Here is a 26,216-nt window from a genome sequence, read left to right on the forward strand (position 1 = left end):
TAATGCTGTACAGCCGCAAGTCTGATATGAAAAGGATGTTTCATCGTTCTGGACCTCCAGATTCCGGAATCTGGTGTCCAGGATCTGGGGTTCAGTGCAATCGCGCCCCCTTTACAATCCCGGCTCCCGGCAAAGAAAATCGCCGCTTCGCGGATTGTTCGCCCCATCCCTGGGGCTCACCCCTTCGGGGCCAGCGCAAGCGCTGTCCAAAATTGCTCCCGGCAATTTTGTCTTCGGCTTATTCCCTTCGGCTTTCGGGTCGGGCGTGATCCTGGATCCCTGTAGGTCACGCCCTCTCGGCGCATCCCTGCGCCTCGCCCCGGCCTACGGTCAACGCCTCAGCGATTTTCAGCCGGACTCTGGCGTCGCTGTAAGTCTTTTATTCTATTAAACTTTTTCATCACTGATTTTGTTGGTTTTGTAGGCCCGTGCAAGCGCAGCGCCGCCGGGCGGGGCCTGGCTGTTTCCATGTAATATTTTCTGTTGCTTTAAATCTTTGCGAGGCGGCTTCCGGGAATGGTTTTCTGGGTTGTTGCCTGAAACGCATTGCCTTATCTTCCTGTTGCGCCTGCAAAATCAGGCGTCGGGATTGGAACCCTGACTGACTTTATCGATGACATAAGAGGCCTTATGTCGTACGCTCTGCTGCACTTAATGGTGGGCTGGCGGGGGCATCGTAAGATGCGCCGGTATCCGATAAAGCCGGTAGTTCCAACCTCGCTCAGTCCACCGCCACGAGATTGGAACCTCTGACGGTGGGTTTAAAAACTTTATCGGAGGCTGCCACTATGGCTACAACCCCAACCCAGGCTCACCCATTATTTACCGTACCTTTCTCCCACAACACGGATTTCACCGTACTGGCGAACCACTGTGAGCGTTTCGCTTACACCCTGCCGAAACCGACGAACCCGCTGAAAAGCTGGCGCTGTGCGCCCGTCTTTGTGCCTGTCTCGCGCTGTTACAACCCACGCTCAACGAGCCTATCCCGGCGCACATGGTGGAACAATTCACCCTCAACGATCTGCCTTCTCGCCTGCCCGCATTCGAGCCGGAAAGCGACCAGCTGGGCATCTATTGCCAGACCGTTACGCAGCTTTTAATCAGCAACGTCCTGCCGCCGGAGATGGCGCGCGTGATGGAGGGGCTGCTGTATGACCTGGTGAGCTTTTACGCCGACACGCTCAACGCACCACGCTGGCTGCAAACGCCGGATGGACGCGTAGCAATTGATGCGTTGAAAAACTGAGTTTGTAGGCCGGGCAAACGCAGTGCCGCCCGGCGCAACAATGCCGGGTGGCGGCTTCGCCTTACCCGGCCTACCAGACCCGGCGCAATAAATGTTAACGCAATGAAATAATCACATAAAAATAAAAGGCTTACAGCGGCTCCCTGGTCCGGCTGAAAATCGCTGAGTCGTTTCCTGTAGGCCGGGGCGAGGCGCATGGACGCGCCGAGAGGGCATAGCCTGCAGGGATGCAGGCTGGTGCCCGACCCGATAGCCGGAAGGAATAAGACGAAGGGACCGCGAAGCGGCGATTTTCTTTGCCGGTAGCCCGGGTTGCCAGGGTGGTGGCGATTGAGCCACCCTGGCACGTTCACCGGTTGTGCAGTAACAGAGAAGCACGGCTCTGGAAGTGAACGGAACCACCACCGTAGCCGCATATTCCCCTCAACTCTGAGGCAGATGAACCTCAGCAGCAACTGAAAGTGAACGGAACCACCACAGCAGCCGCATGTTCCCCACCAACCCGCAATAAAAAAGGCAACTCATCGTTGCCTTTTTACTCTCATCAGAACCGCGTATTCACACTCATAAACCAGGTCCGCCCCGGCTCATTATAGGTATACGCCCCAGCACCATACATATACGCCCCCGTCGTGGTATTCCCGGTCGTCTGGGCATTACCCGCACGCCACTGGCGTTTATCGAAGAGGTTATCCACGCCGCCGGTCAGGCTCACGTATTTGGTCACGTCCCAGGTCGCGCTCAGGCCGACGATGCTGTACGGGCTCACTTCATCCGTCTCAGACCCGACCGCCGGCTCACCTTTGTAGTTGTATTTCTTCGGCTGCTGCTTGCCGTACCAGGTGAAGGTGGACTGCAGCGACACATCCTGCTGTACCTGCCAGCTCAGGGTGGAGTTCAGCGTGTACTCCGGGATGATCGACAGACGATCGCCGGTCTCCTTGTTCTTGCTTTGCAGCATGTAGGTGATGTTGTTGGTCCAGTTGATGGCGTCGCTGACCGGCACGTTCAGGGTGCCTTCCAGACCTTCTACCACCGCCTTCGGCACGTTTTCCCACTGATAAATATCGGTTTTCGTCTTACCGGCAGAGGTCTGCCCAATCGGCGCGTAGCCCGCTTCAATCTTGTCGCGGTAGTCGTTGCGGAACCAGGTCACGCCCGCCAGCCAGCCGTCGCGTTTCCACTCCAGGCCGATCTCTTTGTTGATGCTGGTTTCGGCTTTCAGATCCTCGTTACCCAGCATGTAACAGCCCACGCCGTCGGCGCTCGCATAGCAACCCTGGCCCTTGCTGTAGAGCAGGTAGTTCGGGTTGGTCTGGTACAGGCTCGGCGCTTTATAGGCCCGGGCGATACCCATCTTCAGGGTGAAATCATCCCCCAGCCCCTGAGAAAGGTTCAGGGACGGGCTCCAGTTGTTGCCAACGATGGAGTGATGATCGAAGCGCAGCGCCGGGGTCAGCATGGTGCTGTCGGTCAGCTCCATGTTGTTTTCCGCGAACAGGGAGAAGATTTCCGCATCGGAGTACGGGCTGCGATTGTCGGTCATCCCGGGGATCGCACCGCCCTGCAGGGCCTGGCCGTTGGAGGACATATCCTTCATCCGCTGCTGATCCCACTCGGTGCCCAGGGTCAGGTTCTGGTTGACGATAAAGTCGATCGGCAGGTTGATCTCGCTGTGCAGCATCACGTCGGACAGATCGGTGTCGGTGAACTTATCGCTGTTAAACAGCCCCTCCAGACCGCCAGCCAGCCCTTCGCCCAGGCGGGAGTTGCGGGTGTGTTCGTACTGCGCCCAGTTGTTGGTGGTGATACCGTTATCCCAGCCGCCGGTCCAGGTCAGGGCGAAGTTCTGGCGATAGATACGGTTGGTCTCTTTGCCGTAATTTTTCTTCACCAGCCCGTTGCTGCTGTTGTCGTTGTTGGTGTTCTGGGTATCACCGGCATAGAGGTTGTTCTGACGGCTGTAGCCTGCCTCAAATTGCAGGGCCTGCATCGGGGCGAATTCCCAGCGCAGCACGCCGTTAACGTCTTTATTCTCAACGCCTTCACGTCCGGCTGGCAGCGTGTCGGCATAGGCGCCGGTACGCTCAGACTCATGACCCTGGTTGATATCCCAGGCGTCGGCCTGGGTTTTATCCAGGTTGCCGTACAGACGGAAGCTGAACGCGTCGCCCAGCGGACCGCTGAGGCTGAAGTTAGTGCGTTTGGTGGAACCCTCTTCGTTATGCTCAGGGGCATTCAGGTAGGTGTTCCAGGAGCCATGCCACTCGTTGCTGACCTTTTTGGTGATAATGTTCACCACGCCGCCCGCCGCGCCGTTACCGTAACGCGCCGCAGCCGGGCCGCGGATCACTTCGATGCGTTCGATCATTTCTGGCGGCACCCAGCCGGTATCGCCGCGGGTGTCACGCTCGCCGCGCCAGCCCAGACGGATCGAGTTACGGCTGGTCACCGGCTTACCGTCGATCAGGATCAGGGTGTTTTCCGGGCCCATGCCGCGAATATCAATCTGGCGATTGTTGCCGCGCTGGCCGCTGGTGGAGTTGCCGGTGAGGTTGACGCCCGGCATGGTACGGATGATCTCGGACACGTCGCGCGCCGACGGATTTTTACGGATCTCATCGGCGGTGATGGTGGACACGCCAGGCGCCTGCAGGTTCTGCTCGGCGGCAGTGATCACCATCGTATCTTCGTGCCCGGCGGTTTCGGCTGCCATCGCAGGCAGTGCCACACCATAAATCCCCAGATTGACCAGTAAGGCCAGTGAGTGAAGCTTGTTATTCATTGTATGTCCTGCTTTTCGATGCCGCGTTCCCCATGGCTCCGTTCCCGAATGGGTGAGGAGGCGGCAGGATGTCGCCCGCAGTCTGCGAAAACCTCTCGATCCTGAGTCAGTACGCAGCGCATGGCATGGTTATTTAATGTTCGCGCTTCCCACAGCGCGCCCATACGCTATTGCAAATGAAAATAGTTATCAATAATATTATCGATATTGTTTATCTTTAATCAAAAAAACAGAACAGTTCATGGGGTTAAATCGGTGACGACGCTGGAGACGGGAAGTGATGCCTGGTGGCAGTCGAAACAGGGGCCCGAAGGGGTGCGGGAAGGGGACCATTATCGGGTGACGTTTTACTGGCGCGACCCGAACGGCACGGAGCAGGCCTCGCCGCTGAAAAGGGTGTGGCTCTACATTACCGGCGTGACCGATCACCACCACAACGCCCGCCCGCAGACGCTGGTGCGCATCAGTGGCACCGACGTCTGGCAATGGCAGGGCGAGTTCAGCCCCAACTGGCGCGGCAGCTACTGTTTTATCCCCTCTGAACATGATGACGACTTTGCTGATGCGGTGTTTGCCACCGATCCGCCGGACCGCATGGCCCTGCGTGAAGGCTGGCGCAAACTGCTGCCAAAGGCCATCGCCGATCCGCGTAACCGGCAGCACTGGCGCGGCGGACGCGGCCACCCGGTCTCGGCGCTCGAAATGCCCGAAGCACCGCTCCAGCCCGGCTGGGATCGCCCCGATACGCCGTATCAGCCTGCCCGGTGCATTACCTGGCAGAGCGCAAAACTCGGCAACACCCGCCGGGTGTGGATCTTCACCACCGGGGAACAGACCCCGCACGAACGCCCGCTGGCGGTGCTGCTCGACGGCCAGTTCTGGGCCGAGAGCATGCCGGTGTGGCCTGCGCTCACGGCGCTCACCCTTGATGGCCAGCTGCCGCCTGCGGTCTACGTACTTATTGACGTCATTGATACCGCCCATCGCACCCGCGAACTGCCCTGCAATCCCGATTCTGGCTCGCCGTTCAGGACGAACTCCTGCCGCAGGTGCAGGCGCTGGCCCCGTTCAGCGAGCGGGCCGATCGCACGGTTGTCGCCGGGCAGAGCTTTGGCGGCCTCTCCGCCCTGTATGCCGGGCTGCACTGGCCAGAGCGCTTTGGCTGCGTGCTCAGCCAGTCGGGGTCGTTCTGGTGGCCGCATCGCGGTGGCCAGCAGGACGGGGTGATTATCGAACAGCTCAAAAACCAACAACTTTCAGCGCAGGGACTGCGCATTGTCCTTGAGGCGGGGCGACGTGAACCGCTGATTTTTCGCGCCTGTGAGGCGCTTTATACCGGGCTACAGCAGACACAGCAGCCGGTTTTCTGGCGTCCGGTGGACGGCGGACATGATGCACTTTGCTGGCGGGGAGGGCTGACGCAGGGGCTGATGACTCTCTGGCAGCCGCTTATTCAATAACGGAGTCTGGTATGGAATTCAGTAACCCCTTCGACGATCCGCAGGGTCTGTTCACTATTGTGCAAAACGCCCAACAGCAGTACAGCCTGTGGCCGCAGCAGTGCGCCTTGCCCGAAGGCTGGCGCGTGGCCTGTGAGCCGCAGTCGCAGGAAGCCTGTGAGCAGTGGCTTGCCGCCCACTGGCAAACCCTGATCCCGGCCCATTTTGCACAGGTGAAATCATGAGCGCACAACGTCCTCTCGTGGCCGCCCAGCCGGGGATCTGGATGGCGGAACAGCTTTCCGACCTGCCCAACGCCTGGAGCGTGGCCCACTACGTCGAACTGACCGGCCCGGTTGATGCCCCCCTGCTGGCGAAAGCGGTGGTGGCCGGGATGATGCAGGCCGACACCCTGCGCACCCGCTTTAGCGAAGATAACGGCGAGATTGGGCAATGGGTGGACGAGAGCCTCATCCTGCCGGAACCGCACATTCTCGACCTGCGCGCCGACGGCGATCCGCACGCGGCAGCCCTGGCGGTTATGCACGCCGATCTTAACCAGAACCTGCGCGTCGACAGCGGCCAGCCGCTGGCCTTGCACCTGCTGATTCAGGTGGCGGACAACCGCTGGTACTGGTATCAGCGCTATCACCATTTAGTGGTGGATGGCTTCAGCTTCCCGGCCATTACCCGCCAGATCGCCGCCATTTATCGTGCCTGGCTGAAAGGCGATGCCACGCCGGATTCACCCTTTACGCCGTTTGCGGAAGTGGTGGAGGAGTACCAGCGCTATCGCGACAGCGAGGCCTATGCGCGCGACGGCGCGTTCTGGGCGGAGCAGCGCAAACAGCTCCCGCCGCCGGTCTCGCTCTCCAGCGCGCCGCTGCCGGGTCGCGCCGCCACGACCGACATTCTGCGCCTGAAGCTGACCGCCGATCGTCACGCCTTCAGCCAGCTGGCAAACGCCAGCCAGAGCCAGCGCACCGACCTTGCGCTCGCGCTGGTGGCCCTGTGGCTCGCCCGCCTGACCGGGCGAATGAACTACGCCGCCGGGTTTATCTTTATGCGCCGGATGGGCTCCGCGGCGCTCACCGCCACCGGCCCGGTGCTGAACGTGCTGCCGCTGGCGGTGAACATCAACCCGCTGGAGACGCTGCCGGAGCTGGCCCAGCGCCTGGCCGGACAGATGAAAAAGATGCGTCGCCATCAGCGTTACGACGCCGAGCAGATCGTCCGCGACAGCGGGCGTGCCGCCCGCGACGAGGCGCTGTTCGGCCCGGTGTTTAACGTCAAGGTCTTCGACTATCAGCTGGATATAGACGGCGTACAGGCGGTGACGCACACCCTCGCCACCGGTCCGGTGAACGACCTGGAGATGGCGCTGTTCCCGGACGAGCAGGGCGGGCTGAGCATTGAGATCCTCGCCAACAAGCAGCGTTACGATGAGGCCACCCTGGTGCGCCACGTCGAGCGCCTGCATGGCCTGCTGGCGCAGTTTGCCGCCAACAGCGATCTGCGCTGCGGCGAGGCCGAAACCGTTTCTGATGACGAATACCGCCTGCTGGAGAAGATCAACCAGACGGCGGTTCCGCTGCCGCTCACTACCCTAAGCGCGCTGGTGGCGGAGCAGGCGGCGAAAACCCCGGACGCCCCGGCGCTGGCCGATGCGCACGTTGAACTCTCTTACCGCCAGATGCGCGAGCAGGTGGTGGCCCTGGCAAACCAGCTCCGGGAGCGTGGGGTGAAGCCCGGCGACAGCGTGGCGGTGGCACTGCCGCGCTCGGTATTCCTGACCCTGGCCCTGCACGCCATCGTCGAAGCGGGGGCCGCGTGGCTGCCGCTGGATACCGGTTATCCCGACGATCGCCTGCAGATGATGCTCGAGGACGCGAAGCCGTCATTGCTGATCACCACCGACGACCAGCGCCCGCGCTTTGATCATCTGCCAGTAACGATTTTTAGTTACAACACACTATTACCTGCTGCGGACTCTGAACCTCTGCACCTGAGCAGGCCGGAACAGACCGCCTATATCATCTTCACCTCCGGCTCGACAGGGCGGCCGAAAGGGGTGATGGTCGGCCAGACCGCCATCGTCAACCGTCTGCTGTGGATGCAAAACCACTACCCGTTAACCGCCGAAGACGTAGTGGCGCAAAAAACGCCGTGCAGTTTTGACGTCTCGGTATGGGAGTTCTGGTGGCCGTTTATCGCCGGGGCGAAGCTGGTGATGGCCGAGCCGGAGGCGCACCGCGATCCGCTGGCGATGCAGGATTTCTTTGCGAAATACGGCGTCACCACCACCCACTTTGTGCCGTCGATGCTGGCGGCCTTTGTCGCCTCGCTGACCCCGGAAAACGTCGCCTGCTGCGCCAGCCTGAAACAGGTGTTCTGCAGCGGCGAAGCCCTGCCGACCGAACTGTGCCGGGAGTGGGAGCAGCTTACCCATGCCCCGCTGCATAACCTGTATGGCCCGACCGAAGCGGCGGTGGACGTCAGCTGGTATCCGGCGTATGGCCCTGAACTGGCGGCGGTTACGGGCAACAGCGTGCCGATTGGTTTCCCGGTGTGGAACACCGGCCTGCGTATTCTGGATGCGATGATGCGCCCGGTGCCGTTCGGCGTGGCGGGAGATCTCTACCTCACCGGCATCCAGCTGGCGCAGGGCTATCTGGGCCGTCCGGATCTGACCGCCAGCCGCTTTATCGCCGATCCCTTTGTCCCTGGCGAGCGCATGTACCGCACCGGGGACGTCGCCCGCTGGCTTGACAACGGTGCGGTGGAATATTTAGGCCGCAGCGACGATCAGCTCAAAATTCGCGGCCAGCGCATTGAGCTCGGAGAAATCGACCGGGCGATGCTGACCCTGCCGGACGTGGCCCAGGCGGTGACTCACGCCTGCGTCATCAACCAGGCGGCGGCTACCGGCGGCGATGCCCGTCAGCTGGTGGGCTATGTGGTCTCGGAGTCGGGCCTGCCGCTGGATCGCGATGCGCTGCTGGCGGCCCTGAAAACCCAGCTGCCGCCGCACATGGTGCCGGTGGTGATTTTGCAGCTGAGCGCGCTGCCGCTCAGCGCCAACGGCAAGCTGGATCGCAAGGCGCTGCCGCTGCCGGAACTGACGGTTAAAGCGCAGGGGCGCGCTCCGGAAACCGATGCCGAATGGACCATTGCCGCCGCGTTCTCGGCCCTGCTGGGGTGTGAGATCAACGACATCGAGGCGGATTTCTTTGCCCTCGGCGGTCACTCGCTGCTGGCGATGCGTCTTGCTGCCACCCTCAGCCGCCACTTTGCCCGTCAGGTAACGCCCGGCCAGGTGATGGTGGCCTCGACGGTGGGCAAGCTGAGCGCCCTGCTGAGCTCAGAAATGAGCGACGAGCAGGCGCAGCGTCTGGGTTACGAGACCATCTTGCCCCTGCGCGAAAGCCACGGCCCGACGCTGTTCTGCTTCCATCCGGCCTCCGGTTTTGCCTGGCAGTTCAGCGTGCTGGCCCGCTACCTGAGCCCGCGCTGGTCGATCACGGGTATCCAGTCGCCGCGACCGGGGCCGATGCAGGACTGCGCCACCCTGGACGAGGTGATCGAGCAACATCTGGCGACGCTCCGCGCGCAACAGCCGCACGGGCCTTACTATCTGTTCGGCTATTCCCTGGGCGGCACGCTGGCGCAGGGGATTGCCGCGCGTCTGCGGGCACAGGGAGAGGCCGTGGCGTTCCTCGGCCTGCTCGATACCTGGCCGCCGGAGACGCAAAACTGGTCCGAGAAAGAGGCTAACGGTCTGGATCCGGAAGTATTAGCGGAGATCGAGCGTGAGCGGCAGGCGTTTCTCGCCGCCCAGCAGGGGCAGGCGTCCGGGGCGCTGTTCAGCGCCATCGAGGGTAACTACGGCGATGCGGTACGTCTGCTGACCACGGCGCACAGTTCATCGTTTGACGGCAAAGCGACGCTGTTCGTCGCCGAACGCACGCGAACCATGGATCCGCATAAAGCCTGGGCACCGTGGGTGGGAGAGCTGGAGGTGTATGCTCAGGACTGCGCCCACGTGGACATCATCTCCCCGCAGGCGTTTGAGCAGATAGGGCCGGTGCTGAAGGAGATTCTGGGGTAGTTTCCCCTCACCCTAACCCTCTCCCCATAGGGGAGAGGGGATCGCACGGAGCCGTCTTTTCACCCTCGCCCCTTTGGGGACGGATCGCACGGAGCCGTCTTTTCACCCTCGCTCCTTTGGGGAAGGAGCGCACGGAGCCGTCTTTTCACCCTCGCCCCTTTGGGGAGAGGGCCGGGGTGAGGGGATCAGACCGCACGTTTCCCCAGCGGCACCACCAGCGGCGTACCCGCCACCGGATCGTCAATAATCATGCAGCGCATACCGTAGATCCGCTCGATCAGCGCCGGAGTAACAATCTCTTTCGGCGCACCTTCCGCCACAATCTTGCCGTCGCGCAGGGCAATCAGATGCGTAGCATAGCGGCAGGCCTGGTTCAGGTCATGCAGCACTGCCGCCAGGGTAAAGCCCTGCGTGCGGTTCAGATCGCTCAGCAGTTCCAGCAGGTCAATCTGATGGCTGATATCCAGCCAGGTGGTCGGCTCATCCAGCAGCATGATCGACGTCTCCTGGGCCAGCACCATCGCAATCCACGCCCGCTGGCGCTGTCCGCCGGAGAGGGTGTCGACACTTTGCGCCGCCAGGTCGGTAATACCGGTCGCCTGCATCGCTTTGGTGACCGCCGCCTCATCCTCTTTGCGCCAGCGGGTAAACAGCGGCTGGTGCGGATAGCGCCCGCGCGCCACCAGCTCCTGGACGGTGATATCCCCCGGGGTGGTGGCGTTTTGCGCCAGCAGCCCGACCCGGCGCGCCACCTCTTTGCTGGCAAAGCGCTGGATCTGCTCCCCGTCGAGAAACACGTTGCCGTGCAGCGGCGTCATCAGACGGCTCAGGGTGCGTAACAGCGTCGATTTTCCACAGCCGTTGGGGCCGATAATGGCGGTGAAGTGGCCATCGGGGATCGCCACCTGCAAATTCTCAGCCACGGTTTTTTTACCGTAGCCGAGGGTCAGATTTTCGCCGCGCAAGCGGGTTGCAGTCTCTGTCATTTCTTGCGGGACTCCTGAACAAGCAAGACGATAAGGTAGATCCCGCCAAGACTGACGGTCACCACGCCCACCGGAAGTTGATACGGCATAAACAGCTGCTGGGCGCAGAGATCCGCCGCCAGCAGCAGCAGCGACCCGCACAGCGCCGACTGGGTTAACCCCCAGCGGGCGGTGCCGCTCAGACGGCGGGCGATGTGCGGTGCGACAAGGGCAATAAAGGAGATCGGCCCGGCGATAGCGGTGGCCGCAGCCGTTAACACTACCGCCACCAGCATCAGCATCAGCCGCGAACGCTCGACGCTGACCCCCAGCGCACAGGCGCTGTCGTCGCCCATCTCCAGCAGGCGCATGCGCTTCACCAGCAGCAGGGCGCAAATAAACATCAGCACGATCAGCGGGGCGGCGGGCAGGGTTTTGGCCCACGTCAGGCCGTTGAGCGACCCGGCGAACCACAGTCCGGCCGAGAGCGAGGTCTCCAGCGACGCCTGCAGCAACAGCCAGGTGTTAAACGCCATCAGCATGGCGCGCATGCCGATACCGATGATGATCAGGCGGAAGGTCTCGATCCCGTCGCGCCAGGCCAGCGCCCAGACGACAAGCGAGGTCAGAATGCCGCCCGCCATCGCCGCCAGGGTAATGGCCGTCAGATGCTGACCAAACAGCACCATCGCCACCAGCACGCCGCTCCAGGCCCCGGTGTTAAAGCCCATCACGTCCGGACTGCCGAGCGGGTTGCGCATCAGCGACTGGAAAATCGCGCCGCTGATCCCAAGCGCCGCGCCCACCAGCAGCGCCATCGTCACTCGCGGCAGTCGCCATTCGTTGACCACCATGGTGATATTGCGCGGGGCACTGCCGGTCAGGGCATCGAGCACCTGAGTGAAATCAAGTATCACCGCGCCGCTCTTAAGGCTCAATATCGCCACGCCGAGGCTGACCAGCACCAGCAGCAGGCAGCTGAAAACTAAACGTCGGGACGGGGCCATCACAGGGCACCTCCGCGCTGGCGGCGAACCAGGAAGATCAGCACCGGCGCGCCGATAAAGGCGCTGACCACCGAGACGCGCAGCTCACCGGGCACCAGCAGACGCCCGAGAATATCGGCAAACAGCAGCAGGGCAGGGGTGGCGAGCAGCGTGACCGGCAGGGACCAGCGGTGATCGGCCCCCACCAGCCAGCGCGCCATGTGGGGCATCATCAGTCCGATAAAGGCGATGGGACCCACCACCGCCGTGGCGCTCCCGCACAATACGGTGATGGTCAGCAACCCCAGCAGCTGGGTGCGCGCCACGCGACTGCCCAGGGCGGTGGCCGTGTCGCTGCCGAGGCTCAGGCTGTTCAGCGCCCGGCTTAACAGCAGCGCCACGGCGGCGGCAATCAGCACCGGCACGCTTACCACCTGCAGGGTTTGCAGGGTGCGGATATCCAGCGACCCCGCCTGCCAGAAGCGCAGCTGGTCGTAAACGTCCGGATTAAGCAGGGCGATGCCGTTGGAGAGGCCGTCCAGCACCGCGCCCAGCGCCACGCCCGCGAGCGTCAGACGCACCGGGCTGAGCTGGCCCCCGCCCTGGCTGCCGGTAAAGGCCACCAGCAGGGAGGCGGCAAAGGCGCCGCACAGGGCCATCACCAGCTGTTCGCCGGGGGAGGAAAAACCAAACAGCGCCGCGCCCAGCACGATGGCGAAGCTCGCCCCGGCGTTGACGCCGAGAATGCCGGGATCGGCCAGCGGATTGCGGGTCAGGGTTTGCATTAACGCCCCGGCGAGACCGAGGGCGGCACCGGCCAGCAGCCCGGCGAGGGTACGCGGCAGGCGGGCATCCCGCACGATGGTGCAGTCGGCGCTTTGACAGGTAGCGGAGAAGGCATCGACCACTACCGAAAACGGCAGCGGTTTGGCACCCACCAACAGACTGAGGGCGATCGCCAGCGTGAGCAGTAACAGTAAGCCGGGCACGGCAACGGCGCGTGACGCGGAAAGGGAGTACGACATAGCAACATCCATGATTTGATAATGATAGTAATTATCGTTATCTATCTTATTTAGCTATGTTAGCATGTGCGGCCATGGAATTGGTACAAAAGAAACCATTAAGGCTTTGTAATGACCCGACAATCCTGGCTGCTCAATCTGAGCCTGCTGAAGACCCATCCGGCGTTTCGTGCTGTTTTTATTGCCCGTTTTATCTCCATTTTATCCCTTGGCCTGCTCGGCGTGGCCGTACCGGTCCAAATCCAGATGATGACCCACTCCAGCTGGCTGGTGGGGCTCTCCGTCACCCTGACCGGCGGGGCGATGTTTATCGGCCTGATGGTGGGCGGGGTGCTGGCGGATCGCTACGAGCGTAAGAAGCTGATCCTGCTGGCCCGCGGCACCTGCGGGGTGGGATTTGTCGGCCTGTGTCTGAACGCCATGCTGCCGGAGCCGTCGTTGATCGCCATTTACGCCCTCGGCCTGTGGGACGGCTTTTTGCCTCCCTTGGGGTAACGGCGCTGCTGGCGGCGACGCCTGCGCTGGTGGGGCGCGAGAATCTGATGCAGGCGGGGGCGATTACGATGCTCACCGTGCGTCTGGGATCGGTGATCTCGCCGATGGTCGGCGGGCTGCTGCTCGGCACCGGGAATGTGGCCTGGAACTACGGTCTGGCGGCGGCGGGCACCTTTATTACCACCTTAACCCTGCTGCGTCTGCCTTTACTGCCGCCTCCGCCGCAGCCGCGTGAACATCCGCTGAAATCCCTGCTGGCGGCGATCCGTTTTCTGTTCAGCAATCCGCTGATCGGCGGCATCGCCCTGATGGGCGGCCTGCTGACGATGGCGAGCGCGGTGCGGGTGCTCTATCCGGCGCTGGCGCTGGAGTGGCAGATGAGCGTGTCGCAGATCGGTCTGCTGTATGCCGCCATCCCGCTGGGCGCGGCCTTTGGTGCGCTTACCAGCGGCAATCTGGCGCAGAGCGCGCGTCCGGGGCTGATTATGCTGCTGGCGACCCTGGCCTCGTTTATCGCCATTGGCTTCTTTAGCCTGATGCCGGTCTGGGCGCTGGGCGTGGTCTGTCTGGCGCTGTTCGGCTGGCTGAGCGCGGTCAGTTCGCTGTTGCAGTACACCCTGATCCAGACCCAGACCCCGGAAGCGATGCTCGGGCGCATCAACGGCCTGTGGACGGCGCAGAACGTCACCGGCGATGCCATTGGTGCGGCGATCCTGGGTGGCCTGGGGGCGATAATGACCCCGGTGGCCTCGGCGAGCAGTAGCGGATTTGTGCTGGCGATAGTGGGAGTGATGTTGCTGGTGGTGCTGGCGGAGTTACGCCGGTTCCGGCAGGAAGTTGCCACGGTTTAACGCGGTGGAATGTGCCGGGTGGCGGCTGCGCCTTACCCGGCCTACAAAACCCACAACCGCCCGGACCGTAGGCCCGGTAAGCGCAGCGCCACCGGGCATCAGGCCGCACGGTACAAACCCCGCACCATTCGAATCGTAGGCCCGTGCAAGCGCAGCGCCGCCGGGCATCAACAGGCACAATTACTTAAACAACGTCTCTAAACGTTCTAACACCCGGGTCGCACTGAAATAATCCAGACGGAAAGTCTCCGTCCCCAGCGCCCAGACGCGTTTGTTTTGCACCGCTGGCAGATGGGCCAGCAGCGGGTTGGCGTAAATCGCATCCACGTCCTTTTGGTCGCCGGCAAACAGGAACAGCCCTTCGCCGTTCAGCCCGGCGGCCAGGTTTTCCCCCCCTAACTGCACGATGTCGTGGCGCTTGCCCTGGCTCTGGGACGGGTTCAGCCCGGCGGGCAGGGTGGCAAGGGAGAAGCCCAGCTGTTGCAGCAGCTTGCCCTGCGCCGATTCGGCGGTCCACAGGTTGGCGCTGTGGGCGGCGGCGGTGTAGACGATGGCGTTGACCGGCTGCGGCGGCAGCTTCATCTGCTGCTTCACCCGGGCGAGCTGCTTATCGAACTCTGCAATTCGGGTTGCAGCCTGCTTCTCCTGGCCGGTAATGGTGCCGAGCTGGGTCAGCAGCGCCTGCCAGCTTTTGTCGTCGTAATTGATGATTAGCGTCGGGGCGATGGCGGAGAGCTGATCGTACAGCGCGACGGCAGAATCGCCCCCGGTGGCGCTGATCAGGATCAGATCCGGCATCTGGGCGGCAACGGCTTCGGCGCTCGGCTCGCCGATATAGAGCCGCGCCAGCTTACGCTGTTTGGCGATATCGCCCCACTGGCGCAAAAAGCCTTGATCGTCCGCGACGCGGTTGTTTGGCGTGGTGGCCCCGCTGGCGACCACCGGGGCGTCAATCGCCAGCAGGGAGCCGGTGAGGGTCACGCTGGTGGAGACAATGCGCGTTGGTTTGCTCTCCAGAGTGTGCGTTCCACGACTGTCAGTGACCTGACGCGGCCAGTCGGCGGCGACGGCTGAGGTTAATCCTGAAAGTAAAAGGCTGATTAAAAGCAGGGTGTTACGGCATGCGGCGGGCAGTTTCACTAAGGTGCATCCTGTTTTTGTTGAAGTTAATGCTTCTCATTTTCATGAATGAGGCGCAGGGATGCAAGCGATAGTCGCACAAGTTGCGCGCTCTGCGGTTGACACCATCGCGCTCTGGGATTAGGTTAGCCAGCGAAAATATAAATGATAATAATTCTTACTGCTTTTATCATTTCAGGAGGATGATATGGATACGTCACTGGCTGAGGATGTTCAGCACACCGCGACCCGGCTGCAAAAAGACAGCTTCTTTTTTATGTCGCCTTATCGCAGTTTCACCACGTCTGGCTGTTTTGCCCGCTTCACTACCCCTGCCGTCAACGGCGACGATCCGGCGAGCGCGTTTCAGCAGCAGCTGGCGCAGGCCTTTGCCGATGCCAAAGCCGCCGGGATTGCTAACCCGGTGATGGTCGGGGCCATCCCGTTCGATACTCGTCAGCCGTCGTCGCTGTTTATCCCCCAGCAGTGGCAAAATTTGCCGCCCGGCGCGCCAGCAGTCTGCCCGCTATGCCGCCCGGTCGACGCCGCTGACGGTGAAATCCCGCACCGAGATCCCGGCGCAGTTAGCCTTTGAGGATATGGTGGCCCGCGCCGCGGCGCTGACCGCCACCCCGCGCGTCAACAAAGTGGTGCTCTCCCGGCTTATCGACATCGCGACGGCGGAGAACATCGACAGCAGCGCGCTGCTGGAAAAACTGATCGCCCAGAACCCGGCCAGCTTTAACTTCCACGTCCCGCTGGAGGACGGCGGGGTGCTGCTGGGGGCGAGCCCGGAGCTGCTGCTGCGTAAAGAGGGGGCGCACTTTAGCTCTCTGCCGCTGGCCGGTTCCGCGCGTCGTCAGCCGGATGACATTCTCGATCGCGAGGCGGGCAACAAGCTGCTGGCCTCGGAAAAAGATCGCCACGAACACGACCTGGTCACCCAGGCGATGAAAGCGGTGCTGGCTCCGCGCAGCCATCAGCTGACCATGCCGGCGTCTCCGCAGCTGGTCACCACGCCGACCCTGTGGCACCTGGCTACCCCGGTGGAAGGCGAGGCGCGCGAGCACGAAAACGCCCTGACCCTGGCCTGCCTGCTGCACCCGACCCCGGCCCTGAGCGGCTTCCCGCACCAGGCCGCGAAAGAGCTGATTGCCGAGCTGGAGCCGTTCGACCGCGAACTGTTCGGCGGCATCGTCGGCTGGTGCGACAGCGAAGGCAACGGCGAGTGGGTGGTCACCATCCGCTGCGCGCGCATTCAGGCCAACAGCGTGCGCCTGTTTGCCGGTGCCGGGATTGTTCCGGCTTCTTCGCCGGTGGCCGAATGGCGCGAAACCGGTGTGAAACTGACCACCATGCTCAACGTTTTTGGCTTGCACTAAGGATTAAACATGACCCTTCCCTTTACCCGCTGGCCCGATGATTTTGCCCGCCGCTATCGTGAAAAAGGTTACTGGCAGGATCTGCCCCTGACGGACATTCTGACCCGTCACGGCGACAGCGAGGCGCTGGCGCTTATCGACGGCGAACGCCGCATCACCTATCGCCAGTTCCGGCACGCCGTCAATAACCTCGCGTCTGCGCTGCAGGCAAAAGGGATCAAGCGTGGCGAAACCGCGCTGGTGCAGCTGGGCAACGTCGCCGAGTTCTACATCACCTTTTTCGCGCTGTTGCAGGTGGGCGTGGCCCCGGTAAATGCGCTGTTCAGCCATCAGCGCAGCGAGCTGAACGCCTACGCTTTGCAGATCAAACCTGCGCTGCTGATTGCCGACCGCGAACATGCGCTGTTTGCCGGTGACGATTTCCTGAACACCTTTGTCGATCAGCACCGCTCCGTGCGCCTGGTCTGGCTGCGCGGTGATGAGGGGGAACACGCCCTGGAAGCGGCCATTGACCGCCCGGCGGAGAACTTTATCGCCACCCCGACCCCGGCGGACGAAGTGGCTTTCTTCCAGCTTTCCGGCGGCAGCACCGGCACGCCGAAGCTGATCCCGCGCACCCACAACGACTACTACTACAGCATCCGTCGCAGCAACGAGATCTGCGGTATCACCGCGCAAACCCGCTACCTGAACGCGCTGCCCGCGGCGCACAATTTCGCTATGAGCTCCCCGGGCACGCTCGGGATCTTCATGGCCGGGGGCTGCGTGGTGCTGGCTCACGATCCGAGCGCCACGCTCTGCTTCCCGCTGATCCATCAGCATCAGGTTACCGTCACCTCGCTGGTGCCGCCTGCGGTCAGCCTGTGGCTGCAGGCCATCAGCGAAGGGGCGGGTAACGCACAGCTGGCGTCGCTGGAGCTATTGCAGGTTGGCGGGGCGCGGCTTTCCGCAACGCTTGCGACCCGCATTCCGGCCGAGATTGGTTGCCAGCTCCAGCAGGTGTTTGGCATGGCCGAAGGGCTGGTGAACTACACCGCGCTGGACGATTCGCCGGAGCGCATCATCAATACCCAGGGCCGCCCGATGTGCCCGGATGATGAAGTGTGGGTGGCCGATGAGCACGGCAATCCGCTGCCGCGCGGCGAGGTGGGGCGTCTGATGACCCGCGGGCCGTACACCTTCCGCGGCTATTTCAACAGCCCGGAACACAATGCCAGCGCCTTCGATGAGAACGGCTTTTACTGCTCCGGGGATCTGATCGCCATTGACGAGCAGGGCTACATCACCGTCCAGGGGCGCGAGAAAGATCAGATCAACCGTGGCGGGGAGAAGATTGCCGCCGAAGAGGTGGAAAACCTGCTGTTGCGCCACGAATCGGTGATCCACGCCGCGCTGGTCAGCATGGAGGACAGCCTGCTGGGCGAGAAGAGCTGCGCGTATCTGGTGGTGAAAAAGCCCCTGCGTGCGGTCGAGGTGCGCCGCTTCCTGCGCGAGCAGGGCGTGGCTGAATTCAAGCTGCCGGATCGCGTGGAGTGCCTGGAGGCACTGCCCCTGACGCCGGTAGGCAAAGTCGATAAAAAACAATTACGCCTGTGGCTGGCCGAACGGGCGCAGGGCTGAGGAGCAAGACGATGGCAATTCCAAAATTAACCGGTTACGCGCTGCCAGGCGCGGCAGATCTGCCGAACAACAAAGTGAGCTGGACGCTGGAGCCTTCCCGCGCGGCGTTGCTGATCCACGATATGCAGGAGTATTTCCTCAACTTCTGGGGCGATAACTGCCCGATGATGGCGCAGGTGGTGGCGAACATCGCCCGCCTGCGCGACTACTGCAAGCAGCAGGGCATTCCGGTTTACTACACCGCCCAGCCGAAAGAGCAGAGTGATGAAGATCGCGCCCTGCTGAACGACATGTGGGGGCCGGGCCTGACCCGCTCGCCGGAGCAGCAGCGCATTGTCGCACAACTGACGCCGGATGAGGCCGATACCGTGCTGGTGAAGTGGCGCTACAGCGCGTTTCACCGCTCGCCGCTGGAGCAGATGCTGAAAGAGACCGGGCGTGACCAGCTGATCATCACCGGCGTGTACGCCCACATCGGCTGCATGACCACCGCCACCGACGCCTTTATGCGCGACATTCAGCCGTTCTTCGTGGCCGACGCGCTGGCGGATTTCACCCGCGACGAGCACCTGATGTCGCTCAAGTACGTGGCCGGTCGTTCCGGGCGCGTGGTGACCACCGACGAGCTGCTGCCGTCCATTCCTGCCTCGAAAGACGCACTGCGGGAACTGATCCTGCCGCTGCTGGATGAGTCCGACGAGCCGATGGATGACGAAAACCTGATCGACTACGGTCTGGATTCGGTTCGCATGATGGCCCTGGCGGCGCGCTGGCGCAAAGTGCATGGCGATATCGACTTCGTGATGCTGGCGAAAAACCCGACCCTGGATGCCTGGTGGGCGCTGCTCTCCCGCGAGGTGAAATGATGCTGGATTTCACGGGGAATACCGTCTGGGTGACCGGGGCCGGAAAAGGCATCGGTTACGCCACCGCCCTTGCGTTTGCCGAGGCGGGGGCAAGGGTGACGGGCTTTGATGTCGCCTTCCCGCAGGCGCGTTATCCGTTTGCCACCGAAGTGCTGAACGTGGCGGATGCGCAGCAGGTAAACGAGGTCTGCGGGCGCGTGCTGGCGACGGTTGAGCGCCTGGACGTGCTGGTTAACGCCGCCGGTATTTTACGCATGGGGGCAACCGACCAGCTGTCGCAGGACGACTGGCAGGAGACGTTTGCGGTCAACGTGGGCGGCGCGTTTAACCTGTTCCAGCAGACGATGGGCCAGTTCCGTCGTCAGCAGGGCGGGGCGATTGTCACCGTAGCCTCCGACGCGGCGCACACGCCGCGCATCGGCATGAGCGCTTACGGTGCCTCGAAAGCGGCGCTGAAGAGCCTGGCCCTGACCGTGGGCCTTGAGCTGGCGGGCAGCGGCGTGCGCTGTAATCTGGTCTCGCCGGGCTCCACCGATACCGACATGCAGCGCACCCTGTGGGTAAGCGACGACGCCGAGCAGCAGCGCATTCGCGGCTTTGGCGAGCAGTTCAAGCTTGGGATCCCGCTGGGCAAAATCGCCCGTCCGCAGGAGATCGCCAGCACCGTGCTGTTCCTCGCCTCCGACCATGCCAGCCACATCACGTTGCAGGATATCGTGGTGGACGGCGGCTCCACGCTGGGGGCCTAGATGATCTGGAAACGTCATTTATCGCTGGAGGAGCTGAACGCCTCCAGTCAGAACACCCTGGTGGCGCATCTGGGGATCCTCTACACCCGTATCGGTGACGACACCCTGGAAGCAGACATGCCGGTGGATGCCCGCACCCATCAGCCGTTTGGTTTACTGCACGGCGGCGCGTCGGCGGCGCTGGCGGAGACCCTGGGGTCGATGGCTGGTTTTCTGATGACCCGCGACGGGCAGAGCGTGGTGGGAACGGAGCTCAACGCCACCCATCACCGGGCGGTATCGCAGGGGAGAGTGCGCGGAGTGTGTCAGCCGTTGCACCTCGGGCGCACCAGCCAGAGCTGGGAGATCGTGGTATTTGACGAGCAGGGACGGCGCTGCTGTACCTGCCGGTTGAGTACGATGGTGTTGGGGTAGGTTCGGGGGCTTTTTGCCGGGTGGCGCAGCGCTTACCCGGCCTACGATTCGGGGATGTTGTTGCCGGGTGGTGCTGCGCTTACCCGGCCTACGGTTTGGGGATGTTGTTGCCGGGTGGTGCTGCGCTTACCCGGCCTACGGTTCGTGGGTGTTGTAGGCCCGGTAAGGCGAAGCCGCCACCGGGCACACAGCCGCACGATCGTTACAACATGGACACCACACGCTTCAACAACCTGATCCGCGGCGCGATCGAGGCAATCTCCAGCCACTCCGCCGGGCTGTGGAATCCGGCGCCGATCGGGCCAAAACCGTCTAAGGTCGGGATGCCCAGCGCGGCGGTATGGTTGGCATCGCTGCCGCCGCCCACCGCCTGCCAGGTTATGGCGATCCCTTCTTCGCGTCCGGCGTTTTCAACCTTCTGCATTAATGCCCGGGTGTCGTCGCTGGTGGCCATCGCCGGTTTGTGATTCACACGGGTGAGGGTGGTGGTAACGCCGTCGAGGAACCCCTGTGCGCACAGCGCCTCCAGTCCCTGATGCACACGATCGTATTCGTCGTTTTCCCAGAAACGCACGTCCAGCTCGGCACTCGCGCTGTCTGCCACCACGTTGCCCGCGCTGCCGCCCTGAATCACCCCGACGTTAAGGGTCGTGCCGCGATCCCAGTCGGTTAACCCGTTAATGGCAATAATCGCATTAGCCAGCGCCGTTATCGCCGAGCGGCCTTTCTCCGGGTCGTTACCCGCGTGCGCCGCCACGCCGCTGAAGTGCAGCTGGTAGCCCGCCATCCCTTTGCGGGCTTTCACCAGCGAGCCGTCGGCGCGCGCCGCTTCACACACCAGCACGCAGCGGGACCGTTTTGCCAGCTCGCCGATCCATTCGTGGGAGTGCACCGAGCCGGTCTCTTCGTCCGGGTTCATCGCCACGGCAATGGACAGCCGCGCTTTGTCAGCCGCGTCCAGCCCGCGCATCGCCCACAGAATATTCAGCAGGCCGCTTTTCATGTCCGAGACGCCAGGGCCGTACAGCCGTGTTTCATCCTGACTCAGCGGACGCGCTGCCGCCGTGCCCGGCGCAAACACCGTATCGAGATGGCCGACCAGCAGCACGTCAAATTTCTCCGCCTGCGGCTGGTTAGTGACTAAAACGCCAGGGCCCACCTGGTTGCCGAGATCCACCTGCTCAGCATGCCAGCCTTCGGCCTGCCACAGGCGCTGCATAATGCCCGCCACCGTCGCGACGCCGTCGAGGGTTCTGGTGCCGCAGTCGACGTTGACCAGGGTTTTCAGCTCTTCAATGTAATGTTCAAGGTTCATGCGAGGTCCTTTTTCAGAGAATAATGCGCATCAGCAGCATGGCTAAGAAGGCGTTGATGACGGAGATGCCGATCATCAGCGGAATACGGGTGGCGCGGGTGCCAATCACCCCCAGAATGCGCCCGAGGTACTGCACCTGAGAGCCCATCAGGTAGATGGCCGGGGCGAGGATCGCCAGGTGCTCGCCGGTGAGAATGCCTTTATCAAACAGGCCGATGGCGACGCCGATCCCGCCGCCCATCGACATCCAGCCGCCAATCAGCACTGCGGCGGCCTCGCCCGGCAGGCCGAACAGCCCCATCAGCGGGGCGAAAACCATCCCCAGCCCCTTTAACGCCCCGGTGATCTCCAGGGCTTTGATAATGATGAAAGCCATCACCACGTTCGGCAGGGTGCTGCTGGTGGCGATGTTCCAGCCCTTGCGGGCGCCTTCGACGAAGACGTCGGTAATAACAGGATTTGATTGTGGGGCGCTCATCAGGCTTCTCCTTGTGCCGGGGCAGAGGCGGGGGCTTTATTCTGGAATCTGACTATCAGGCGCATCATGTTGGCGCCGACGATTTTCATGATGAACATCACCCCGATACAGGCTCCGATGGAGGTCGGCACTGCCGCCGTACCGTCGATGGCTACCAGGGTGAAGAGGATCGCGCCGGACGAGAAGAAGTTGGTGATCATCGCCCCGGCGGAGAACTGGAACATGGCGAAAACGTCTTTTTCGTTCTCGGTGATCTGCCCCTCGTCGGCGAGGTTGCGGGTCAGCGATGCGCCCACGTCGGTGCTTTGCAGGCTGCCGATCATCGCCAGGCCGGTAGTGCCCGGGATGCCCAGCAGCGGGCGCAGTAGCGGGGTCAGCAATTTACGCGCGGCACGCAGGGCACCGTAGTGCTCCAGAACATTGATCATGCCGAGTGCAAACATCACCGCCGGGATAAGCCCCAGGGCAAACAGAAAACCATCCATCGCGCCGCTGCCGCCGGTGCCGCGAAAGGCGCTGGTGGCGGTGGTTAAGGTGCCATCATCAAGACTCGCTTTACTCACCACCTTGCCAAACGCGCCGTTGAGGGTGGTGAAATCAAACACGCCGTACCACTCTTTACCGCCCAACAGGCCGGAGAAAAAAACGGCGGCAAACGCCAGAGCAAAATAGGCGCCGGGACCAACCTTGTACTCCTCAGGGTGTGAACTTTTCATTTCCTTTTCCTTGTTTATGTGAGGTCTCGCCTGGCTATTCTGGTGAGAAAGACCACAAAAAAACTGATGTAAATCATCCTGTAATTGCGGATAAGGGGAAATTTGCGCGAAGTGTGAAGTGGGTATTAAGCGAGACGACGGGCGTACAGGGTGAAAGTGATCGGCTTAACACTGTTATGTAAATGACTGGTTGGATGTCTGTTTTTACGTGTAGTTGAGTTGTTAAATCTTAAGCGAGTGTTATAGATACAAAATGTAACATCTCACTTCTGCGATGATGGAAACCATATCATGAATAACTCAGGGAAATACCTCATATGGGCAGGGCTCTCCGTGGTGGGGGCCTTTGCGTTGGGCTATATCGCCCTCAACCGCGGTGAACAGATTAATGCGCTGTGGATAGTCGTCGCAGCGGTCTGTATCTATCTGATTGCCTATCGTTTTTACGGCAAGTTTATCGCCCGCAACGTGCTCTCGGTTGATCCGACACGCATGACCCCTGCGGTGCGCCACAACGACGGGCTGGACTATGTGCCAACCGATAAAAAAGTGCTGTTCGGTCACCATTTTGCCGCGATTGCCGGAGCCGGGCCGCTGGTCGGGCCGGTACTTGCCGCGCAGATGGGCTACCTGCCGGGGATGATCTGGATCCTCGCCGGGGTGGTGCTGGCTGGGGCCGTGCAGGACTTTATGGTGCTGTTCGTCTCCACCCGCCGCGACGGGCGTTCGCTCGGCGAGCTGGTGAAAGAGGAGATGGGCCCGACCGCTGGAGTCATTGCCCTGATCGCGACCTTTATGATCATGGTGATCATCCTTGCGGTGCTGGCGATGATCGTGGTGAAAGCCCTGACCCACAGCCCGTGGGGAACTTATACCGTCGCCTTTACCATTCCGCTGGCGATCTTTATGGGCATCTACATTCGCTATCTGCGCCCGGGGCGCATCGGTGAAGTGTCGGTGATTGGCCTGTTCTTCCTGGTGTTCGCCATTATCTCCGGCGGCTGGGTGGCCGAGAGCCCGACCTGGGCGCCGTACTTTGACTTTACCGGCGTTCAGCTGACCTGGATGCTGGTGGGCTACGGCTTTGTGGCGGCGGTACTGCCGGTGTGGCTGCTGCTGGCCCCGCGCGACTACCTCTCCACCTTCCTGAAAATCGGCACCATTGTCGGGCTGGCGATTGGCATTCTGATCATGCGCCCGACCCTGACCATGCCTGCGGTGACCAAATTCATTGACGGCACCGGCCCGGTCTGGACCGGCAACATGTTCCCGTTCCTGTTTATCACCATCGCCTGTGGCGCGGTCTCTGGCTTCCACGCGCTGATCGCCTCCGGCACCACGCCGAAGATGCTGGCCAATGAAAGCCAGGCCTGCTTTATCGGCTACGGCGGCATGTTGATGGAGTCCTTCGTGGCCATTATGGCGCTGGTCTCGGCCTGCATTATCGATCCGGGCGTCTACTTCGCGATGAACAGCCCGATTGCGGTGCTGGCGCCTGCCGGTACGGCGGACGTGGTGGCGTCTGCGGCACAGGTGGTCAGCGGCTGGGGCTTTGCCATTACGCCGGAGACTCTGACCCACATTGCTAACGAAGTGGGCGAGCAGTCGATTATCTCTCGTGCGGGCGGTGCGCCGACCCTGGCGGTGGGGATGGCCTACATTCTGCACGGCGCGCTGGGCGGCCTGATGGACGTGTCGTTCTGGTATCACTTTGCGATCCTGTTCGAAGCGCTGTTTATCCTGACGGCGGTGGATGCGGGGACGCGTGCGGCGCGCTTTATGCTGCAGGATCTGCTGGGGGTAATCTCCCCGGGCCTGAAACGTACCGAATCGCTACCGGCTAACCTGCTGGCGACGGCGCTCTGCGTGCTGGCGTGGGGCTACTTCCTGCATCAGGGGGTAGTCGATCCGCTGGGCGGCATCAACACCCTGTGGCCGCTGTTCGGTATCGCGAACCAGATGCTGGCCGGTATGGCGCTGATGCTCTGCGCGGTGGTGTTGTTCAAGATGAAACGTCAGCGTTATGCCTGGGTGGCCCTGGTGCCAACAGCCTGGCTGCTGATCTGTACCCTGACCGCCGGCTGGCAAAAAGCCTTCAGCCCGGATGCGAAAGTGGGCTTCCTGGCTATCGCCAACAAGTTCCAGGCGATGATCGACAGCGGCAAGATCCCGGCGCAGTACACCGAATCGCAGCTGTCCCAGCTGGTGTTTAACAACCGTCTGGATGCCGGGCTGACCATCTTCTTTATGGTGGTGGTTGTGGTGCTGGCGCTGTATTCTCTGAAGACCGCGATGGCCGCCCTGAAACAGGACAAGCCAACGGCGAAAGAGACGCCGTACGAGCCGATGCCAGCCAACTATGAAGAGATTGTGACCCAGGCGAAAGGGGCGCATTAACCCGTGTGCCGGGTGGCGCTAGCGCTTACCCGGCCTACATTTTCTGTGAGATAAAAGAAATGTTCGACACCCTATCCAAAGCCGGTAAATATTTAGGTCAGGCAGCAAAGATGATGATCGGCGTACCGGATTACGACAACTACGTCGAGCATATGCGCGTCAACCACCCCGACCAGACGCCAATGAGCTACGAAGAATTTTTCCGCGATCGCCAGGATGCGCGTTATGGCGGTAAGGGCGGGGCGAAGTGCTGTTAAATTAACTGTGAGAGGATTTTTCTAAAACGTTCAAGCGTCTTTAACTGGCTATTTTCTATATTATGATACAAGTGATATTTGATATGTCTGCCTTTTATTACTCGTGAGTTAACCCCGTCGATTTTATATAGGGTGGCCATTTTATAAGGCATGATCGCCATCCCTTTACCGGCCCGTACCGCATATAGTAATGTCAAGATATCATAATTGTGCTCAACGAAACTGGGAATGATATCCATGTCGGTTAATAACGCTGAGTAAGCACCTTTAAAGTAATCAGTATAATTATCTCGCCACACATGCAAGCGATGAATATCGGTGTGGGATTGATTATTTTCTGCAGTGAGTAAAACTATTTCACTGACGTCCCCGACAGTATAATTCATGCTCAGGCCATGCTCTAATGCTCGAAATGATATAACTCCATGATTATGTAGATTTTTCAAATTGCTGGTCGTTCCGGGAATTACCAGGTCTCTTTTTAATTTAATAGGCAGTTGTTCCATTTTAATTATCGTATCAATATGACGAAATAAAAGTTCAGGGATACTGATATCAACCGTAATTGACAATGTTTTTTTAATGATGCCAGGGTTATTGCATCCCGCCATGCTGATAAAAGATTCATAGAAAGGTTTGCACTTATGATAACATTCCCATGCCAGACTGGTAGGGGAAAGTTCATTGTGTTTTCGCGAAAATAGTTTACCTCCCATCTTGTTTTCCAGTTCTGTAATCACTTTACTTAGCGGTGACTGGGTTATACATAGCGTTTCAGCTGCTTTGGCGAAATTACGTGTTTCCATTATTACCATGAAATAGCGCATTTTTTTTGATAAAAAGATATCCATCACGTTCTCCTGCTTTATCCCGAAATATTACAGAATCCAGTTAAAATATATAATAAAAAATGCCAATTATTTCGATTATGGAAAAAATTGACTCTTTTTTGCGCCCCCGACGGTAGGGTATTAAGAAACAATGCCGCAAATTTTTCCAT

General features: G+C 61.1%; 17 protein-coding genes and 4 pseudogenes. 12 read left to right on the plus strand and 9 right to left on the minus strand.

Annotated elements, in window-relative coordinates; genetic code table 11:
• Positions 1-788 precede the first annotated feature (788 nt).
• A pseudogene (locus K5I40_RS13525) lies at positions 789-1,249 on the plus strand (hypothetical protein).
• A gap of 544 nt (positions 1,250-1,793) precedes the next feature.
• Here the strand turns inward: K5I40_RS13525 and K5I40_RS13530 are convergent.
• Positions 1,794-4,034, minus strand: a complete 2,241-nt coding sequence (locus K5I40_RS13530) for a TonB-dependent siderophore receptor (RefSeq protein WP_223074924.1) — start codon at positions 4,032-4,034, stop codon at positions 1,794-1,796.
• A 255-nt stretch (positions 4,035-4,289) separates the two neighbouring features.
• Here K5I40_RS13530 and fes point away from each other — a divergent pair.
• The 3 genes and pseudogenes from fes to entF all read left to right on the plus strand — a co-directional run bounded on the left by fes (position 4,290) and on the right by entF (position 9,581).
• Positions 4,290-5,494, plus strand: a pseudogene (gene fes / locus K5I40_RS13535) (enterochelin esterase).
• Positions 5,495-5,505: 11 nt separating this feature from the next.
• Positions 5,506-5,718: an MbtH family NRPS accessory protein gene (locus K5I40_RS13540; protein WP_223074922.1), complete on the plus strand. Its 213-nt coding sequence runs from the start codon at positions 5,506-5,508 to the stop codon at positions 5,716-5,718.
• A complete protein-coding gene (entF, locus tag K5I40_RS13545) occupies positions 5,715-9,581 on the plus strand; it encodes an enterobactin non-ribosomal peptide synthetase EntF (protein WP_223074921.1) in 3,867 nt (1,288 codons plus the stop codon). The genes K5I40_RS13540 and entF overlap by 4 nt, the downstream gene beginning before the upstream one ends.
• 185 nt (positions 9,582-9,766) lie before the next feature.
• Here the strand turns inward: entF and fepC are convergent, their stop codons facing one another.
• The 3 genes from fepC to fepD are packed head-to-tail and all read right to left on the minus strand — an operon-like array spanning position 9,767 to position 12,557.
• On the minus strand, positions 9,767-10,567 hold the full coding sequence (gene fepC / locus K5I40_RS13550) for an iron-enterobactin ABC transporter ATP-binding protein (RefSeq protein WP_223074920.1): 801 nt from the start codon (positions 10,565-10,567) through the stop codon (positions 9,767-9,769).
• Positions 10,564-11,553 carry an iron-enterobactin ABC transporter permease gene (fepG, locus tag K5I40_RS13555; protein ID WP_223074919.1) on the minus strand — a complete coding sequence of 330 codons (990 nt, stop codon included), beginning with the start codon at positions 11,551-11,553 and terminating at the stop codon, positions 10,564-10,566. The genes fepC and fepG overlap by 4 nt, the downstream gene beginning before the upstream one ends.
• On the minus strand, positions 11,553-12,557 hold the full coding sequence (fepD, locus tag K5I40_RS13560; protein WP_138369623.1) for a Fe(3+)-siderophore ABC transporter permease: 1,005 nt from the start codon (positions 12,555-12,557) through the stop codon (positions 11,553-11,555). Before fepD ends, fepG begins: the two co-directional genes overlap by 1 nt.
• A gap of 111 nt (positions 12,558-12,668) precedes the next feature.
• Between fepD and entS the strand changes: the two are divergent.
• A pseudogene (gene entS, locus K5I40_RS13565) lies at positions 12,669-13,903 on the plus strand (enterobactin transporter EntS).
• Positions 13,904-14,083: 180 nt separating this feature from the next.
• On the opposite strand, the gene fepB reads toward entS, so the two are convergent.
• Entirely contained in the window at positions 14,084-15,043 is a 960-nt protein-coding gene (gene fepB / locus K5I40_RS13570; protein WP_223074917.1) for a Fe2+-enterobactin ABC transporter substrate-binding protein, read from the minus strand.
• Positions 15,044-15,230: 187 nt separating this feature from the next.
• On the opposite strand from fepB, the pseudogene entC reads away from it, so the two are divergent.
• From entC to entH, 5 genes and pseudogenes are all read left to right on the plus strand, one after another.
• Positions 15,231-16,404: pseudogene (gene entC / locus K5I40_RS13575) on the plus strand (isochorismate synthase EntC).
• A 9-nt stretch (positions 16,405-16,413) separates the two neighbouring features.
• Complete coding sequence (entE, locus tag K5I40_RS13580) at positions 16,414-18,024, plus strand: (2,3-dihydroxybenzoyl)adenylate synthase EntE (protein WP_223074916.1); 1,611 nt, start codon at positions 16,414-16,416, stop codon at positions 18,022-18,024.
• A gap of 11 nt (positions 18,025-18,035) precedes the next feature.
• Positions 18,036-18,890 (plus strand): isochorismatase, encoded by an 855-nt coding sequence (locus K5I40_RS13585; RefSeq protein WP_223074915.1) that lies wholly within the window; start codon positions 18,036-18,038, stop codon positions 18,888-18,890.
• Between the two features lie 2 nt (positions 18,891-18,892).
• Positions 18,893-19,639, plus strand: a complete 747-nt coding sequence (entA, locus tag K5I40_RS13590) for a 2,3-dihydro-2,3-dihydroxybenzoate dehydrogenase EntA (RefSeq protein WP_223074930.1) — start codon at positions 18,893-18,895, stop codon at positions 19,637-19,639.
• Complete coding sequence (entH, locus tag K5I40_RS13595; protein ID WP_039031401.1) at positions 19,640-20,053, plus strand: proofreading thioesterase EntH; 414 nt, start codon at positions 19,640-19,642, stop codon at positions 20,051-20,053.
• Positions 20,054-20,255: 202 nt separating this feature from the next.
• On the opposite strand, the gene K5I40_RS13600 is transcribed toward entH, so the two are convergent.
• The 3 genes from K5I40_RS13600 to K5I40_RS13610 are packed head-to-tail and all read right to left on the minus strand — an operon-like array spanning position 20,256 to position 22,562.
• On the minus strand, positions 20,256-21,368 hold the full coding sequence (locus K5I40_RS13600; protein WP_223074914.1) for a M20 family metallopeptidase: 1,113 nt from the start codon (positions 21,366-21,368) through the stop codon (positions 20,256-20,258).
• Between the two features lie 13 nt (positions 21,369-21,381).
• Entirely contained in the window at positions 21,382-21,846 is a 465-nt protein-coding gene (locus K5I40_RS13605; protein WP_139564534.1) for a YjiG family protein, read from the minus strand.
• Complete coding sequence (locus K5I40_RS13610; RefSeq protein WP_039031398.1) at positions 21,846-22,562, minus strand: nucleoside recognition domain-containing protein; 717 nt, start codon at positions 22,560-22,562, stop codon at positions 21,846-21,848. The genes K5I40_RS13605 and K5I40_RS13610 overlap by 1 nt, the downstream gene beginning before the upstream one ends.
• 291 nt (positions 22,563-22,853) lie before the next feature.
• Between K5I40_RS13610 and cstA the strand changes: the two genes are divergently transcribed.
• Together cstA and K5I40_RS13620 are read left to right on the plus strand one after the other, a co-directional pair.
• On the plus strand, positions 22,854-24,959 hold the full coding sequence (cstA, locus tag K5I40_RS13615; RefSeq protein WP_039031397.1) for a pyruvate/proton symporter CstA: 2,106 nt from the start codon (positions 22,854-22,856) through the stop codon (positions 24,957-24,959).
• A gap of 59 nt (positions 24,960-25,018) precedes the next feature.
• Positions 25,019-25,216 carry a YbdD/YjiX family protein gene (locus tag K5I40_RS13620; protein WP_139564535.1) on the plus strand — a complete coding sequence of 66 codons (198 nt, stop codon included), beginning with the start codon at positions 25,019-25,021 and terminating at the stop codon, positions 25,214-25,216.
• Here the strand turns inward: K5I40_RS13620 and K5I40_RS13625 are convergent.
• Complete coding sequence (locus K5I40_RS13625; RefSeq protein ID WP_223074913.1) at positions 25,213-26,067, minus strand: LysR family transcriptional regulator; 855 nt, start codon at positions 26,065-26,067, stop codon at positions 25,213-25,215. The two genes, K5I40_RS13620 and K5I40_RS13625, sit on opposite strands and share 4 nt — an antisense overlap.
• Positions 26,068-26,216: the final 149 nt, after the last annotated feature.

Source organism: Leclercia sp. LTM14 (assembly GCF_023736175.1).
In the GTDB taxonomy this organism is placed as follows: Bacteria; Pseudomonadota; Gammaproteobacteria; order Enterobacterales; family Enterobacteriaceae; genus Enterobacter; species Enterobacter barmai.

What these genes read in the sequence shown, in the direction of transcription:
- K5I40_RS13600 (WP_223074914.1), bottom strand. Translation starts at nt 21,368, where the DNA reads ATGAACCTTGAACATTACATTGAAGAGCTGAAAACCCTGGTCAACGTC.
- entH (WP_039031401.1), top strand. Translation starts at nt 19,640, where the DNA reads ATGATCTGGAAACGTCATTTATCGCTGGAGGAGCTGAACGCCTCCAGT.
- K5I40_RS13605 (WP_139564534.1), bottom strand. Translation starts at nt 21,846, where the DNA reads ATGAGCGCCCCACAATCAAATCCTGTTATTACCGACGTCTTCGTCGAA.
- K5I40_RS13625 (WP_223074913.1), bottom strand. Translation starts at nt 26,067, where the DNA reads ATGGATATCTTTTTATCAAAAAAAATGCGCTATTTCATGGTAATAATG.
- K5I40_RS13540 (WP_223074922.1), top strand. Translation starts at nt 5,506, where the DNA reads ATGGAATTCAGTAACCCCTTCGACGATCCGCAGGGTCTGTTCACTATT.
- K5I40_RS13530 (WP_223074924.1), bottom strand. Translation starts at nt 4,034, where the DNA reads ATGAATAACAAGCTTCACTCACTGGCCTTACTGGTCAATCTGGGGATT.
- entE (WP_223074916.1), top strand. Translation starts at nt 16,414, where the DNA reads ATGACCCTTCCCTTTACCCGCTGGCCCGATGATTTTGCCCGCCGCTAT.
- cstA (WP_039031397.1), top strand. Translation starts at nt 22,854, where the DNA reads ATGAATAACTCAGGGAAATACCTCATATGGGCAGGGCTCTCCGTGGTG.
- entF (WP_223074921.1), top strand. Translation starts at nt 5,715, where the DNA reads ATGAGCGCACAACGTCCTCTCGTGGCCGCCCAGCCGGGGATCTGGATG.
- K5I40_RS13610 (WP_039031398.1), bottom strand. Translation starts at nt 22,562, where the DNA reads ATGAAAAGTTCACACCCTGAGGAGTACAAGGTTGGTCCCGGCGCCTAT.
- K5I40_RS13620 (WP_139564535.1), top strand. Translation starts at nt 25,019, where the DNA reads ATGTTCGACACCCTATCCAAAGCCGGTAAATATTTAGGTCAGGCAGCA.
- fepG (WP_223074919.1), bottom strand. Translation starts at nt 11,553, where the DNA reads ATGGCCCCGTCCCGACGTTTAGTTTTCAGCTGCCTGCTGCTGGTGCTG.
- fepD (WP_138369623.1), bottom strand. Translation starts at nt 12,557, where the DNA reads ATGTCGTACTCCCTTTCCGCGTCACGCGCCGTTGCCGTGCCCGGCTTA.
- K5I40_RS13585 (WP_223074915.1), top strand. Translation starts at nt 18,036, where the DNA reads ATGGCAATTCCAAAATTAACCGGTTACGCGCTGCCAGGCGCGGCAGAT.
- fepC (WP_223074920.1), bottom strand. Translation starts at nt 10,567, where the DNA reads ATGACAGAGACTGCAACCCGCTTGCGCGGCGAAAATCTGACCCTCGGC.